The 14888-nt window shown below is 74.8% G+C and carries 15 protein-coding genes and 1 tRNA gene; 4 read left to right on the top strand and 12 right to left on the bottom strand.

The genetic code is table 11. The features are described 5' to 3' along the window. Positions 1-6: 6 nt before the first annotated feature. The 4 genes from EV567_RS00740 to EV567_RS00725 form a co-directional block, all read right to left on the bottom strand. Positions 7-1638, bottom strand: a complete 1632-nt coding sequence (locus EV567_RS00740; RefSeq protein ID WP_130436605.1) for an AMP-binding protein — start codon at positions 1636-1638, stop codon at positions 7-9. 55 nt (positions 1639-1693) lie between these two features. Then, positions 1694-2155: a DUF3592 domain-containing protein gene (locus EV567_RS00735; RefSeq protein ID WP_130436604.1), complete on the bottom strand. Its 462-nt coding sequence runs from the start codon at positions 2153-2155 to the stop codon at positions 1694-1696. Positions 2156-2259: 104 nt separating this feature from the next. Next, on the bottom strand, positions 2260-3408 hold the full coding sequence (locus EV567_RS00730; protein ID WP_130436603.1) for an SPFH domain-containing protein: 1149 nt from the start codon (positions 3406-3408) through the stop codon (positions 2260-2262). A 124-nt stretch (positions 3409-3532) separates the two neighbouring features. Continuing rightward, complete coding sequence (locus tag EV567_RS00725; protein WP_130436602.1) at positions 3533-4882, bottom strand: peptidoglycan-binding protein; 1350 nt, start codon at positions 4880-4882, stop codon at positions 3533-3535. 180 nt (positions 4883-5062) lie between these two features. Here EV567_RS00725 and EV567_RS00720 point away from each other — a divergent pair. Next, positions 5063-5136 (top strand) — tRNA-Lys (locus EV567_RS00720). A gap of 64 nt (positions 5137-5200) precedes the next feature. Here EV567_RS00720 and EV567_RS00715 read toward each other — a convergent pair. From EV567_RS00715 to EV567_RS00695, 5 genes are all read right to left on the bottom strand, one after another. Beyond that, positions 5201-5866, bottom strand: coding sequence for a class F sortase (locus EV567_RS00715; protein ID WP_130436601.1), 666 nt, complete (start codon positions 5864-5866; stop codon positions 5201-5203). After that, positions 5863-6489, bottom strand: a complete 627-nt coding sequence (locus EV567_RS00710) for a hypothetical protein (RefSeq protein WP_130436600.1) — start codon at positions 6487-6489, stop codon at positions 5863-5865. Before EV567_RS00710 ends, EV567_RS00715 begins: the two co-directional genes overlap by 4 nt. A gap of 133 nt (positions 6490-6622) precedes the next feature. Beyond that, positions 6623-7402, bottom strand: a complete 780-nt coding sequence (locus EV567_RS00705; RefSeq protein ID WP_130436599.1) for an HAD-IIA family hydrolase — start codon at positions 7400-7402, stop codon at positions 6623-6625. Positions 7403-7534: 132 nt separating this feature from the next. After that, on the bottom strand, positions 7535-8500 hold the full coding sequence (locus tag EV567_RS00700) for a hypothetical protein (protein ID WP_130436598.1): 966 nt from the start codon (positions 8498-8500) through the stop codon (positions 7535-7537). Positions 8501-8638: 138 nt separating this feature from the next. Beyond that, positions 8639-9814 carry an ROK family transcriptional regulator gene (locus EV567_RS00695; RefSeq protein WP_242620678.1) on the bottom strand — a complete coding sequence of 392 codons (1176 nt, stop codon included), beginning with the start codon at positions 9812-9814 and terminating at the stop codon, positions 8639-8641. 242 nt (positions 9815-10056) lie between these two features. On the opposite strand from EV567_RS00695, the gene EV567_RS00690 reads away from it, so the two are divergent. Genes EV567_RS00690 through EV567_RS00680 form a run of 3 tightly spaced genes read left to right on the top strand, consistent with a single transcriptional unit; the run spans position 10057 to position 12518 of the window. Continuing rightward, positions 10057-11127: a Gfo/Idh/MocA family oxidoreductase gene (locus tag EV567_RS00690; protein ID WP_130436597.1), complete on the top strand. Its 1071-nt coding sequence runs from the start codon at positions 10057-10059 to the stop codon at positions 11125-11127. Beyond that, complete coding sequence (locus EV567_RS00685) at positions 11124-11633, top strand: heme-degrading domain-containing protein (RefSeq protein WP_130436596.1); 510 nt, start codon at positions 11124-11126, stop codon at positions 11631-11633. The genes EV567_RS00690 and EV567_RS00685 overlap by 4 nt, the downstream gene beginning before the upstream one ends. A gap of 30 nt (positions 11634-11663) precedes the next feature. After that, positions 11664-12518, top strand: coding sequence for an LLM class F420-dependent oxidoreductase (locus EV567_RS00680; RefSeq protein ID WP_130436595.1), 855 nt, complete (start codon positions 11664-11666; stop codon positions 12516-12518). 154 nt (positions 12519-12672) lie between these two features. Here EV567_RS00680 and EV567_RS00675 read toward each other — a convergent pair whose 3' ends face one another. From EV567_RS00675 to EV567_RS00665, 3 genes are all read right to left on the bottom strand, one after another. Next, positions 12673-13530: a fumarylacetoacetate hydrolase family protein gene (locus EV567_RS00675; protein ID WP_130436594.1), complete on the bottom strand. Its 858-nt coding sequence runs from the start codon at positions 13528-13530 to the stop codon at positions 12673-12675. 99 nt (positions 13531-13629) lie between these two features. Continuing rightward, positions 13630-14376: a YidC/Oxa1 family membrane protein insertase gene (locus tag EV567_RS00670; RefSeq protein ID WP_130437511.1), complete on the bottom strand. Its 747-nt coding sequence runs from the start codon at positions 14374-14376 to the stop codon at positions 13630-13632. A 122-nt stretch (positions 14377-14498) separates the two neighbouring features. Next, positions 14499-14828 (bottom strand): DUF6412 domain-containing protein, encoded by a 330-nt coding sequence (locus tag EV567_RS00665; RefSeq protein ID WP_130437510.1) that lies wholly within the window; start codon positions 14826-14828, stop codon positions 14499-14501. Positions 14829-14888 lie beyond the last annotated feature (60 nt).

The raw sequence follows: 14888 nt of genomic DNA, 5'->3' as shown, positions 1-14888 counted from the left end.
ACCCCCTCAGACAGGGCCCCTCGTGAACGCGAGGGGCCCTTCGGCGTCCTGAGGGGTGAGTCTGCGGTAGGCCCCCTCGCCGGGCGGCCGCCACCACACCGGGTCCGCGCACCGCAGGCCCTCCGCCCTGAGCCGCGCCCGCTGGATCTTGTTGGTGGCCGTGACCGGCATCCTCTCCACCACCCGCACGAACCGGGGCGCCATCTTCGTCCCCAGGTCGGGCTGGTCCCGCAGGAACGCGGCGAACGACTCCGGTTCGAACTCCCCGGCGAGCGTCGCCATCACCTGGTCCCCGGTCACCGGATCCGGCACCGCGTAGACGGCGACCGCGAGCGCCCCCTCGTAGCGCGCGAGGATGTTCTCGATCATCGCGGCGGCCAGGTTCTCGCCGTCGACGCGCAGCCTGTCGTCGGTGCGGCCGGCGAAGTAGAGGTAGCCGTCCGCGTCGCGGCAGAAGAGGTCGCCGGTCCAGTACGCGCCGTCGGCGCCCCTGCGCCGCTCGGCCTCCGCGCCGGGGTTGCGCCAGTAGCCCTCGAAGGGGTTCGGCCCCCGGTTCACCAGCTCACCGATGGCCTCCTCCCCGTTGAGCAGCCGCCCGGCGGCGTCGAACCGGGCCGGCGGACACTCGGCGCGCGTGTGCGGATCGAGGACGACGAGGCCGGGCCCCGCCCGCCCGACCGCGCCCGCCGGCGTCCCCGGCGACCACTGCACGGCCGCGCCGCCCTCCGAGGAGCCGTACCCCTCGACCAGCCGCACCCCGAACCGCCGCTCGAACGCCGCCGCGTCCACCGCCCCCGCCTCGGTGCCGAAGCCGAGCCGCAGCCGGTGGTCCCGGTCGTGCGGGCCCGGCTCGGTGGCCAGCACGTACTGGATCGCCCGGCCCACATAGGTGAAGTACGTCGCCCGGTGACGCCGTACGTCCGCCAGGAACTCCGACGCCGAGAACCGCCGCCGCAGCGCCACGCCCGCCCCGGCCGCCAGCGCGGGCGCCCAGTCCGCGATCACGGCGTTGCCGTGGAACATCGGCATGCACACGTAGTGGACGTCGTCCGGCGTCACCGCGAACCGCGCCGCGAGGGAACGGCCCGCGGCGGCCAGCCGGCCCTGGCTGCAGAGCGCGGCCTTGGGTGCGCCGGTCGAACCGGAGGTGAAGCACAGGAGCAGCCGGTCGGCGGGGGCGGCCCGGGAGGGGTCCGGGCGGGCGCCGGCGCAAGGGGCGAGCAGTTCCTCGTACTCCGGCGTGCCGGTGATCAGCAGGCGGACCCCGGGCAGGTCCAGCCCCCGCAGGAGGGGGAGCCGGGCCTGCTCGGTGATCAGCAGCCGGCACTCGGTGTGCAGGATGTCCCGGGCGAGCTCCGGGCCGCGCCGGGTGGAGTTGATCCCGGCGACGGCCGCCCCGGCGAGGGCCGCGGCCGCCAACCAGAGGGGGAACTCGGGGGTGTTGTCGAGCAGCACCCCGATGTGCGGTGGTGCGCCGGGCGGCAACAGCTCGTCCAGCAGCGCCGCCCGCGCGGCGGCCCCTGCCGCGAACTCGTGGTGGGTGAGGACGCCGTCCTCCCACCACAGCCCCGGCCGGTGGTCACCCCACCGGGCGGCGACGAGTTCGGCGACGGTCCCGGTGCTCCCCATGGACTCCATGGAGGCGCAAGGTAACTGACGTTTCGTCAAATGTGGAGAGTGGCAGGTGCCTTCGTCAGGGCAGCAGGTCGCCGCCGACGGAGAACATCGTGTGCGCGACCGCCATGAAGCCCACGCAGAAGGCGATGAACACGGCGCAGAAGGCCGTCATGCAGCCGGCGCCGGCCATCAGCGCGCCGCGTCGCGGGGTGAGCGCCGTCGCCCCCTCGGGCCGGTCCGGCACGTAGTACACGGTGACGACGTCGCCTTCGAGGGTGGTGCCCGGACCGCCGCCCTCGTCGAAGCGGACGGAACGGCCGTCGCGCGCGGTGAACTCGTGGACGTGGTGCAGCGTGGTGCGCACCGGGCTGTCGCCACCGCCGCTGGTGCGCGTGTAGGTCCGCAGACAGCGCCCCTCCGCCGTGACGCCGCTGTTCCAGGCCGCGTTCACCTGCCGGGTGCGGCGTAGGGCGCGGTGCAGGACGAAGAGCACGCCCGCGATCATGAGCGACGGCACGACGTAGAAGAATGCTTCCATGAGTTCCCCCGGATCCGTGCGCCGGGCGGTCGTGCCGGCGTGCGGTGAACGTACCCGTGCGCGGGCCCGGGGCAGCTCAAGGGAGGCTCAGGGTTCCTCCGCCGTCAGGGCGACTGCTCCCCCCGGCCCGCGCAGAACGCCACCGTCAGGTCCTTCACCAGCGCCTTGCGCTCGTAGTCGTCGAGCTCCACCAGCCCCCGCATGGTCAGCCGGGTCACGGTGTCCTCCACCGAGTCGACGACCGAGGTCAACACGGTCGCCCGGTGCTGGGCGTCGAGCGCGGCGATCCGGCGGCGGTTCATCGCGGCGGCGACCTCCGGGGCGTACTCCACCCTGACCGGCTGCACCGAGAACACCTCCAGGCCGATCGCGCCCGCGTCCCGCGCCACCCGCCGGGTCAGCGCCTCCCCGGCCGCCTCCACCGACCCCCGCCCCGAACCCGGCGTCTCCACCGGGATCCGGGCGATCGCCGCCTCCACGCACTCGCGCAGATACGTCTCGTGGTCCTCCACGCCCAGCGTCGCCCGCGCGGTGTCCCGCACCCGCCACACCACGAGCGCCACCACCCGCAACGCCACCCCGTTGCCGTCGGCGGCCGGCATCGGCTCGCTGCGCCAGTGCCGCAGCCGCACGTCGACCCGGCGGCGCAGCAGCAGCGGGTTCACCCACAGCAGCCCGGTCCGCCGGACCGTCCCCCGGTAGCGGCCGAACAGGCCCAGCGTCCAGGCCCGCCCGGTTTGTCCGCGGGCCAGCCCGCCGAACCCGAAGAGGCCGAGGGCGCCCGCCCCCGCGTACGCCGCCCACTGCGCGGGGCCCAGTCCGGCCCCCGCGTACCCGGGCAGCCGCAGCGCCTCCACCACCACCGGCGGCAGGACCCCCGCCCACCACGAGGCGGCCACACAGCCGACCGCGCCGCAGGCGCCGGCGGCCACGCCCGCCGCCCCGGGCAGCACCCGGGCGGGCCGCTCGACGAGGTCGGGGTCGACCTCCGCGAGGGGCCGCTCCCGCGCCGGCGCCGGCCTGCGGAACCTCGGCTGCTCCCCCGTCCCCCGCAGCCGCGGCTGTTCGCCGGTGCCGGCCCGGCTGCCGACGACGGCGGGCCCGAGGGGCACCGGCCGCGGCGAGGGCTCGTCGCGGAACAGCAGGTGGACGGGGATCTCGGTGGTCGCCTCGTTGTGGATCAGCCGGACGGGCCGGGGGGTGGGCCCCTCGGGCTCGGGCGTCTGGGGAGTGGTCGTGTCGGTCGTGCTCATGCGTGCCTCCAGCCTCCGCGCCAGATACGTCATGACAGTGAAGGGATGCCTGTGGGCTCCGCCTGTGAGCCCGCGTCGGGGCCCGCCGGCGGGCCCCGCGCACGAGCCCGCCCCGCGGGTCCGCCTAAGAGAAGAGCCTCCGCCAGGTCTCCGGCCCGGGGTAGCCGTCCGCCGCGCCGCCACGCCAGCCCTGGGCGCGCTGGAAGGCCTCGACGGCACGCCGGTCCGCCTCGCCCCAGCGCGGGCCGGGTCCCTTCGCGTAGAACCGGCCGAACCCCTTCTTCACGAGCTGCCGGCCCAGCTGGGTGACATGCGCGCCGGCGGCCCCCGGCCGGAACACGCCCCGGCCCGGATAGGCGGGGGCGCGTGCGGCGGCGGGGGCCGTCGGCGGGGCGGGCGGTCCCGGCGAGCCGATCGGGATGTCCCTGCCCGCGCCGGTGGCCAGCAGCCGCCAGGTGCTCGGGCCGGGCACCCCGTCGGCGTTCGCGCCGCTCCAGCCCTGGGCGAGCTGGAACGCCTGGGTGGCCCTGCGGTCGGCCTCCGACCAGCGCGGACCCGGCCCCGAGGCGTAGAAGTGGTCGGCGCCGCGCTCGACGAGGAGCTGGCCGAGCAGTGTCACGAACGGGTTGTTCGCGCCCGGCCCGAAGTAGCCGTGCCCCGGGTACGCGGGCGCGGAGCCCTGGTACTGCGCGCCCGCGCCCACGCTCACCGGGGCCTTGCCCGTCTCCTGCGCCGCCGTGCCCGAGGTGAGGCCCTTGTAGCGGTAGGGGACGTAGCGGTCGGAGTTGGACCAGTAGGCGTAGGGGGTCGCCAGTCGGCGGGCGTGCGGGCGGGTCTGCTCGTAGGCGACGTAGTAGGTGCGGGTGCTGTCCGTCCAGCCGCCGAAGAGGATCACGTGCGAGCCGTTCTCCGGGTTGTCGGGGTTGTGGAAGAGCAGTATGTCGCCGGGCTGGAGCTCCGCCTTCGTGATCCGCGTCGCGAACTGGTGGAGGCTGCCCGTCCACTCGTTGCCGGGGAGCCCCCAGGCCATCGACACATAGCCCGAGCAGTCCTGCCGGTACCCGTCGGGCCAGAAGGCGCTCATGCTGTACGGCACCTGCGCCGTGACCCAGGTCTGGGCCCGCCGGATGATCTCCGCCCGGGTCGTCGCCGGCGTCTTCACGGTGTCCGCCGGCAGCGCCGGCTTGCCGCCCGGCCCGTGCAGCGGCGCCTTGTGGCCCTGCGGGGTCTGCGGCTCGTCCTCCACGGGGACGCCCGGCCGGCCGGGCGCGTGCGGTGCGGCGAGCGCGGGGGCGACATGCCCCGCGCCGAGCGCCGCCGAGGCGGCGGTCGCGACGACGACCGCGCGCCGGGCGGCCGGACGGCCGGCGAACCCGGCGGACGGGGGGCGCGCGCTCAGCCGCCGCTGGTGGACGCATCCGGGGCAGTCGCAGTCGCTCGCGGGATCGACCTCCTCGAACACCGGAGTCTCCATGCGCTTCCCCTCATACTCCAGATGGAAATGTCCGCGATGTGCACGTTCGCCAGTCTTTCCCAACTGTCCATCGACCGCGCCCGCTGACGGTCCGAATGGCGTACGCGGTCCCCGTGGGCGGCCGGGCGGACGTGGTCGGGAGCACCGTCGTACGTCCTGTAGAGTTGTCGACGTCAGCAGGCGCCGCTAGCTCAGTTGGTTAGAGCAGCTGACTCTTAATCAGCGGGTCCGGGGTTCGAGTCCCTGGCGGCGCACGACACGGAAGCCCCTCGCGCAAGCGGGGGGCTTTTCGCTGCGCCTCCGACCGTATCCGCCGCGTCAGGCCCGCGTGCCCGTGAGGTACGCCGACACGATCACGTTGGCCGTGTAGCTGCGGCTCACCCGGTCGAAGGCGCCACCGCAGGTGATCAACCGCAGCTCGGCGCGGCCCGGCTCGCGCACGCCGTAGGCCCGGTGGGCGTCGAAGCCCACGCGCGGGACGACGGCGACGTCGTCCACCGTGAACTCGGCCGTCTTGCCGTCGTCACGGGCGACGCGGATCGTCCCGCCGGCCTTCAGCGTGCTCAGCTTGTAGAACACGGCCGGCCGGGTCTCGGTGTCGACGTGCCCGACCATCAGCGCGGTACCGACGGCGCCGGGCCGCACGCCGGCCGCGTACCAGCCGACGACGCCCGCCTGGTCGTAGGGCGGCGGGTCGATCGCGCCGCGCGCGTCCAGGCCGCGGGCGACCACGGGGGCCTGCACCCCGAGCTCCGGGATGTCCACCCGCCGCGGCAGCGCGCCCCGCAGCGGCTCGGCGGCGGGGGGCAGCGGCATGCCGGCCGGGCGGCCCACACCGGTCACGTCCCCGGTGGCGGCGGTGGACGCCCCGGGCCGCACCCCGGTCGCCTCACGCCCCCACAGCCACAGCCCGAGCAGCAGCACCATCCAGGCCAGCGCGGTGAGCAGACGCCCGGAGGAACGCTCCCGGCCGGCCGCCGTCATCCCGCTCCGCTGCGCCGCCGTACGGTGCGCAGCGCCACGGCGACGGTGGCAGCGCCCGCCAGGACCAGGCCGGTGACGGCGTGGGCGGCGCCGGGGCCCTGGACGCGGCCCCCGTCGGCGGACGCGAGCGGAGCCGCGCCGCCGCCGCCCGCGAGGACGGGGGCGACGGGGGAGGCCGGGGCGGAGGCGGTGGTGTCGTCGGACTCCGTCTCGTCGGACGCGCCGCCGTCGGTGTCGTCGTCCTCGGACTGCCCGTTCTCCGTGCGGCCGGCCGGCCCTGCGACGATCAGGATCTTCTTCTCGAGCCGGAAGTCGGCGCAGGTGATCGTCACACCGTAGGAACCGGTGCGCAGTGAGGTGCGGATCCGGGTCTCGCCGGCCAGGACGCTGCCGTCCGAGCCGACGAGCCGGGCCGCAGAGACGAAGGCGGCCGAGACCGCGGTGCCGGTCGTCCCACGGCAGCCGCTCACCTCCAACGAGACCTCGGAGCCCAGGGAGGGCGTCGAGGGCGTCACCGAGACGCCTTCTCTTCCGCCCTCCCCGTCCGCCGCGTGGGCCGTCGGACCGAGTGCCGCGGTGAGGGCGGCGGCTCCCGCACAGAGAGCGACTTTCAGTGAACTCATCGTGAACCTCCCAGCTACCTGGAGGCTCCTCCCGGGCGCCGGTCACCGCACCTCCAGCGGGGGTGCGGGTACGCCGATCGGGTGAGTGGGGTGTCGTGGGAGTGACGAGGGCCGGGACGAGTCGCCGTCCGGGTCAGATCCGGTCGACCAGGTCCGCGATGGAGTCGACGACCTGTGACGGGCGGTACGGGAAGCCCTCGACCTGGTCGGGCCGGGTCAGCCCGGTGAGCACCAGGAACGTCTGCATCCCGGCCTCCATGCCGGCCAGCACGTCGGTGTCCATGCGGTCGCCGATCATCGCGCTGGTCTCGGAGTGCGCGCCGATGGCGTTGAGCCCGGTGCGCATCATCAGCGGGTTGGGCTTGCCCGCGAAGTACGGCTTCTTGCCGGTCGCCTTGGTGATCAGCGCGGCGACGGCGCCGGTGGCGGGCAGCGGGCCCTCGGTGGAGGGGCCGGTCTCGTCCGGGTTGGTGCAGATGAAACGGGCGCCGTCGTTGATCAGCCGTACGGCCTTGGTCATCGCCTCGAAGGAGTAGGTGCGGGTCTCGCCGAGGACGACGTAGTCGGGCTCGTGGTCGGTGAGGATGTAGCCGATGTCGTGCAGCGCCGTGGTCAGACCGGCCTCGCCGATGACGTACGCCGACCCGTCGGGCCGCTGGTCGTCCAGGAACTGGGCGGTGGCCAGCGCCGACGTCCATATGTTCTCGATCGGCACGTCCAGGCCCATGCGGCGCAGCCGGGCGTGCAGGTCGCGCGGGGTGTAGATCGAGTTGTTGGTCAGCACGAGGAACGGCTTGCCCGACTCGCGCAGCTTCTTCAGGAAGGAGTCGGCGCCGGGGATCGGGACGCCCTCGTGGATGAGCACCCCGTCCATGTCGGTGAGCCACGACTGTATGGGCTTGCGGTCTGCCATGTGGTGCGTCTCCTGGCGTGCGTACGGGCAGGGGCGGGGGCGCCGGAACCACGGCGTGCCGACGCCCCCAGCCTAGTCAGCGCCGGGTGATCCGGACCCTGTCGGTCCGCCTGTACCCACGGACGCGGTTTGTCAGCGCCGCCGGCGGGCCTGCACGAGGGCCGCGCCGGCCGCGACGAGGCAGACGGTGACGGTGAGAACGCCGGCCGGGGAGGCGAGGCCGGTGAGGGCGAGTTCCTCGGCCTCGTCGGCGAAGGAGGGCGTCCCGCTGGGCGAGGGGGACGGCTCCGGGTCGGCGGGGGCGGTGCCGGTGGGGTGTCCGGTGGGGACCGTGGTGTCGGCGGTGCCGGTCGGCGTGCGGCCGGGGGCGGTGGCCCCGGGGCCGGTGGGCTCGGGGGCCGTGGTCGCGGGGGCGCTGGTCGCCGGGGCGCTGGTCGCCGGGGCCGGGCGGCGGGGCTCGGCGTCGACGGTGAAGCGGTAGTCGTTCGACTGCCCGATCCACTCGCCGTCGTCACCGTGCCGCTGGACGACCGCCGCGTTCAGGGTGACCGTGTCGGGCACGGCGTCCGAGGTGAAGGACAGGCGCAGCTTGACGGTGAGGGGCTTGCCGGGGGCGACGGTGAAGCCGGGGAAAGGGGTGGCGGGGTCGGCGTCGGGGTCGCCGGCTTCGCTTTCGCCGGGGTCGGCGGGCGGGTCCATGAGGGCGCCGACGAGTTCGTCCTCGTCGGTGGTCTCGAAGCGGACGGGACGCGGCCGGCCGTCGGCGTAGAACTCCAGTTGGGGCTGCGACGGCTTCAGCGCCCGCGCCGAGTCGACGAGGACGACGACGGGGTGGACGCCGGTGCAGGTCCGGCCGGTGGTGTTGGTGAGGTCGAGATACCAGACGCCGTATCCGCCGCCGGCCCGGTAGGAGGCGGGGCCGCCGTGGATGCGGCTGGTGAGCGGGAAGGCGCCCGCGTCCGCCCCGGCGCAGGACGAACCCGGCGGCGCGGCGTACGCGGGCTCGGGGAGGGACACGGACGCGGGCAGGGACACCGGTACGAGAACGGCGGCTGCGGCCAGGCGGAGGGAGACGGGCGTACACAGTCGCATGAACATATGACCTAGCCGGAGCGGAGGCGTCGCGAAGCCGCGCCGCACCGCGCGACCGTACGAAGTCCCCTCGTTCGGCGGGCCGACTCGGCCTGCTCGGGGGTCCCCTCGGGGGTGCCCGGGCCCCCGCTCCTGCCGGTCCCCTCAGCCGCCCGCCCGTCCGAACACCGGCGCGAGGAGCAGTTGGGCCGCCCCCTCGGCCACCCCGCGCGCCCCGCCCGGCGCGAGGCGCACGGGCACCCGCTGCATCGGGGCCCCCTCGCGCTCGGCGTGGACGGCGAGGACCCCGGCGACACCCTGGACGAAGGCGTCCGGGGCGGCCGCGATCGTCCGCCCGCCCAGCAGAAGGAGATCGATGTCGAGAAGCCCGACCAGGTTCGCGGCGGCCACCCCCAGCACCCGGGCCGCCTCCGCCACGTCCCCCCGGGCGATGGCCGCGAGGCACAGGGCTTCGACGCAGCCCCGGTTCCCGCAGGGGCAGGGCGGCCCGTCCAGCTGGACGACCTGGTGGCCGAACTCGCCGGCCCCGGTCCGCGCCCCCCGGTGCACGCTCCCGCCGATCACCAGGCCGGCGCCGAGCCCCGTGCCGAGGTGGAGGTAGGCGAAGGAGCCGCGTTCACCGCCCACGGCGAGCGCGAGGGCGGCGGCGTTGGTGTCCTTGTCGACGACGACCGGCGTCCCGAGCCGCCGCGCGAGCGCGTCCCGCAGCGGGAAGCCGTCCCACTCGGGGAAACCGGTGACCCGGTGCAGCACGCCGTGGACGTGGTCGAGGGGGCCGGGCAGGGCGACGCCGACGCCGAGGAGAGCGGCGGCACGAGCACCCGGACCGCCGACGCCGTGGGGAGCGGCGGCACGACCGCCCGGACCGCCGACGCCCAGGAGAGCGGCGGCACGAGCGCCGGGACCGCCGAGGGCCTCGCCCACCAAGCACTCCGTCTCCCGGACCACCGCCCCCACGACGGCCTCCGCCCCCGCCCCCAGGTCCAGCGGCACGCACCGCTCCCCCACCACCCCGCCGTCGAGGTCGGCGAGGACCACCCGCAGCTCGTCACGGTCGAGATGGACGCCGACCGCGTGCCCGGCCTCGGGCACCAGCCGCAGGACGGTACGCGGCTTGCCGCCCGTGGAGGCCCGGCGGCCCGCCTCGGCGGCGAACCCCTCCTCCCGCAGCCTCGCGGTGATCTTGCTGACGGCCTGCGGGGTGAGCCCGGTGCGCTCGGCGAGTTCGAGCCGGCTGATGCCGTCCGGTCCGGCACAGCGCAGCAGGTCGAGCACGAGCGCGGTGTTGTGGCTGCGGACGCCGAGCAGGTTCGCGCCCACGACGCCGTGCCCCGCCGTACGCCCGGCTGCGGGGGCTCCGCCTGGCCCTCCCCCGGTCGCACCGCCGTCGGTGCCCGGCACCGCGCGGAAGCCCTCGCCGGGCCCGACCGCAGCCCGTTCAGTGTCATGCGCGCGGCCGTCGCCGCTCGCCCCCGCGTGCCTCGCCCCGTCGTCCATACCGCTCACACGCCCATTCTCTCCCGCGCTTGCGCTTTGGCAACAGCGTTGCGAAAGTGGGCTGCATGACTGCTGGCACTCCCCTCCGCGTGGGCCTGATCGGCTACGGCCTCGCGGGCTCCGTCTTCCACGCTCCGCTGATCGCCGCCACCGAGGGCCTCTCCCTGGACACGGTGGTCACCTCCAACCCCGAGCGGCAGGCGCAGGCCCGCGCCGAGTTCCCGGACGTCCGCGTCACCGCGACCCCCGACGCGCTCCTCGCCCGCGCCGGCGAGCTGGACCTGGTCGTCCTCGCGTCCCCGAACAAGACGCACGTGCCCCTCGCCACCGCCGCGCTCGAAGCGGGCCTCCCGGTCGTCGTCGACAAGCCGATCGCGGGTACGGCGGCGCAGGCCCGCGCGCTGGCCGCGCTCGCCGAGGAGCGTTCCCTGCTGCTCTCGGTCTTCCAGAACCGCCGCTGGGACAGCGACTTCCTCACGCTGCGCAAGCTGCTCGACGAGGGCGCGCTCGGCGACGTGTACCGCTTCGAGTCCCGCTTCGAGCGCTGGCGGCCGCAACCGAAGGGCGGCTGGCGGGAGTCCGGCGACCCCGCGGAGATCGGAGGTCTGCTGTACGACCTCGGCAGCCATGTCGTCGACCAGGCGCTCACCCTCTTCGGCCCGGCCGCCTCCGTGTACGCCGAGTCGGACGTCCGCCGGCCGGGCGCGGAGGCCGACGACGACACCTTCATCGCGCTCACGCACGCCGGCGGTGTCCGCTCCCACCTCCATGTCTCCGCGACGACCGCCCAACTCGGCCCGCGTTTCCGGGTGCTGGGCTCGAGCGCTGGCTATGTGAAGTACGGCCTCGACCCGCAGGAGGCGGCGCTGCGCGAGGGCCTGCGCCCCGGGGCGGGCTGGGGCGAGGAGCCCGAGTCCCTCTGGGGTCGGATCGGCGCCGGGGAGTCCCCGCTGACCGGCGGCGGAAGCCCCGTACCGACCCTCCCCGGGGACTACCCGGCCTACTACGCGGAGGTGGCCAGGGCACTGATCGACGGCGGGCCCAACCCGGTGACCGCCCTGGAGGCGGCTGCCGCCCTCGACGTCCTCGAGGCGGCCCGCCGTTCGGCGCGAGACGGAGTGGCGGTGTCGCTGTGACCCACGAGTCGACCCCCAAGTTCACCCCGGAGATCACCCCGACCCTGGAGGAGTTGCAGGCCCAGGAACGGCGGCTGGTGTTCCGCCGGTTCACCCACGACGACGCCTGGGCGCTGGGTTCCCTGCTGGTGGAGCTGGCCCGGGAGCGCCAGGCCCCGGTCGCGGTGGACATCCACCGCGCGGGCCAGCAGCTCTTCCACGCGGCCCTGCCCGGCTCCACACCCGACAACGACGCCTGGATCGCCCGCAAGCGGCGGGTGGTGGAGCGCTACGGCGCCTCCTCCTACCTGGTCGGGGCCCGCTTCCGCGCCAAGGGCACGACCTTCGAGGACTCCTCCCGCCTCGACCCCGACGTGTACGCGGCGCACGGCGGCTCCTTCCCCCTCCATGTGGAGGGCGTCGGCGTGATCGGCGCGGTGACGGTGTCCGGCCTGCCGCAACTGGACGACCACCGGTTCGTGGTGGAGGCGCTGGAGGAGTATCTCGGGGGCCGGCGGCAGGAATGAACGCCGGGTCCGCCGTCGTTGACGCCTGCCATGAAGGAGATCATCGGACGGTACGGAATCTGGAGTGTCGGCCTGCGCTCGGAGGACCCGGCCCGGCGCGGCGAACTCGCCGAGGCGGCAGTCGAGTTGGAGGAGCTCGGGTTCGGCGCGCTCTGGCTGGGCGGCAACAGCTCCGCCGCCAACGCGCTGCCGCTCGTCGAGGCGACCTCGAAGATCGCCGTCGGCACCAGCATCCAGAGCATCTGGCAGCACGGCGCGGCTGACTCCGCCGCGCGTCTCGCCGAGCTGGAGGCGGCCCACCCCGGCCGCTTCGTGCTGGGCCTCGGGGTGAGCCACGGGCCCCGGGTGGAGGGCTACCGCCGCCCGTACGCGGCGATGGTCGGCTACCTCGACGAGCTGGACGAGGCCGGCGCCCCCGCGGGCTCCCGGATGCTGGCCGCCCTCGGTCCCCGGATGCTGGAGCTGTCCCGGGACCGGGCCGCCGGCGCGATCCCCTACCTGGTCACCCCCGAGCACACGGCCCAGGCCCGCGAGACCCTCGGCGAAGGCCCCGTGCTGGCCCCGGAGTTCAAGGTCGTCCTGGAGACCGACCCGACCCGCGCCCGCGCCCTCGCCCGCACCGCCCTCGCCCCGTACCTGGCCCTGCCGAACTACACCAACAGCTTCCTGCGCCTCGGCTTCTCCGAGGACGACCTCACCGGCGACGGCAGCGACCGCCTGATCGACGCGCTCTTCGCCTGGGGCGACGAGACCCGCGTACGCGAACGGATCGACGCGTTCCACCAGGCGGGCGCGGACCACGTAGCCCTGCAGATCGTGGACGAAGCCCCACGGGACACCCTCCCGAGGCAGTCCTGGCGAAGGCTGGCGACACTCCTGACGTAACCGGAGAACACCGGACCAGGACACCTGCCTACCTGAGGGGGGCGCGGGGCCGTATCCATCAGCGGCTCCGCCGCGGGGCGCGACCAGCCCGGGACGGCCCGCACGCTGACCACAAGCCCCGTTCCCCGCGCCCCCCAGCGGAGCATTCCCGCGCTCACGCGTTCTTGAGTTCCTGCCGCTGACGCCCCAACCCCCCGATCTCCAACTCCACCACATCCCCCGCCCGCAGGAACGGCTTCGGCTCGGGCAGCCCGAGGGCCACCCCCGCGGGCGTGCCCGTGTTGATGACGTCCCCGGGGTACAGGGTCATGAACTGGCTGATGTAGCGCATCACTTCGGCGACCGGGAAGATCTGCTCGGCCGTCGTCCCGTCCTGCTTCAGCTCGCCGTTGACCCAGAGCCGCAGGGACAGCGCCTGCGGGTCGGGCACCTCGTCGGCGGTGACCAGCCACGGCCCCAACGGGTTGAACGTCTCGCAGTTCTTGCCCTTGTCCCAGGTCCCGCCCCGCTCGATCTGGAACTCCCGCTCGGACACGTCGTGCGCGACGGCGTACCCGGCGACATGGGCGAGGGCCTCCTCGGCCGACTCCAGATAGCGGGCCGTACGCCCGATGACGACGGCCAGCTCCACCTCCCAGTCGGTCTTGGCGGAGCCACGCGGCACGAGCACGGTGTCGTACGGCCCGACGACGGTGTCCGCCGCCTTGAAGAAGAGCACGGGCTCGGCGGGCGGCTCGGCCCCGGTCTCACGGGCGTGGTCGTGGTAGTTCAGCCCGACGCACACGATCTTGCCGATCCGGCCGACCGGCGGCCCGACGCGCAGCCCGGTCGCGTCCAGCGCGGGCAGCTCGCCGGCCTCGGCGGCGGCGCGGACCCGGTCCAGGGCCTCGTCGTCGGCGAGCAGCGCGCCGTCGACGTCGTCCACGATCCCGGACAGGTCCCGCAGGGTCCCGTCGGCGTCGAGCAGCGCGGGGCGCTCCGCACCCGCCGTACCGACTCGCAGCAGCTTCATGGTCATCGTCTCCCTGGGGGCCGGCCGTCCGCCGACGCGTGCGGTCGTCGGGGGTCTGCCCGATCCTTCCGACCGGCGGGTCACCTCACAAGACCCGGTTCACGTACTGGACCGCGCGCTGTCGCTCACCGGCCGGTACAGCGCGGCGCGCTCGACGGCGCTCCAGGCGGTGCTGGTGATGACGTACAGCGCGGCGGCCAGCGGCACGACGGCCACCGTGACGAGGGTGAAGAACGACAGGAACGGCATGACCTTGGCGACGGCGGCCATCCCGGGCACCTCCTCGCCGGCCGCGGCCGCGGTCGTCGCCGCGCCGGTGGCCGTCATCCGCTGCGAGAGCCGGTAGTTGAGGGTGGCGACCGCCGTGACGACGGCGAACAGCGCGAGATAGACCAGCCCGGCCGCGCCGAACGCCCCGCCGGCGGTGAGGGCGTCGGCCCAGCGGTCGCCGAGGGGCGCGTCGAGGAGCCGGTGGGTGAGCAGGTCGTTGGTCTCGCCGCCGACCGAGGAGTGCGAGAAGACGTAGTAGAGGAGCAGGAAGGCGGGCGCCTGGAGCAGGCTGGGCAGGCAGCCCGACAGCGGCGACACCTGTTCCTCGGCGTGCAGTTCCAGTACCGCCCGCTGGAGTCGCTCGGGGTCGCGCGCGTGCTTGCGGCGCAGTTCGGCGATGCGCGGCTGGAGCGCGGCCCGCGCCTTCTGGCCTCGGGCGGCGGCCCGGGACAGGGGGTGGACGAGCAGTCGTACGAGCGCGGTGAACAGGACGATCGCGGCGGCGGCCGCGGAGGCGCCGAAGAGGGGCGTGAGCAGATCGGCGAACCGCTCGACGAGGTGGACGAAAGCGGACAGGAGAACGGACATGGGTGAGAAGCCCTCCGGGGGTCTCGTCGTGCCGGGAAAGGTGCGGTCGGCATGACGGCCCCGCGCGGGGCGCACACGGGTGCGGGTGTGCTGGAGGCGGTGCTCGTGCCCTACGCGACGGCCGTCGGCAGGGCGAGACCGGGCGCCCTGGGCCTGGACCGCCCGGAGGCGTCGGGATCACGCTGCGGCAGGAAGGCCGTACGCCGGTCCCGGTCGCGGATGGCCGTACGCACCCGGGTGGGCGCCACGGCCGGCGCGCAGCGGGCGGCGACGAGACGGCACACGGCGAAGGCCGCGCCGGCGGCGGCCGTCGCGGTCGCGGCGAGCGCGACGGTGACGGAGAGGCTGCCGGTGTCGAGGGCGAGGAGGGCGAGACCGAGAAGGACGAACAGGAACGAGGCGACCGGGCTGGGGAGGGGACGCGGAAGCACGTTCCGCATGCCGGTCCGCTGACGGATCACTGCCCTCCCCCTCCTCTCAAGTAGCGCCCCGCTGTGGCC

This window comes from Streptomyces sp. BK239, from assembly GCF_004217285.1.
Taxonomy (GTDB): domain Bacteria; phylum Actinomycetota; class Actinomycetes; order Streptomycetales; family Streptomycetaceae; genus Streptomyces.
Note: the sequence above shows the minus strand (reverse complement) of the source record. Positions and strands in the feature narration are given on the sequence as shown.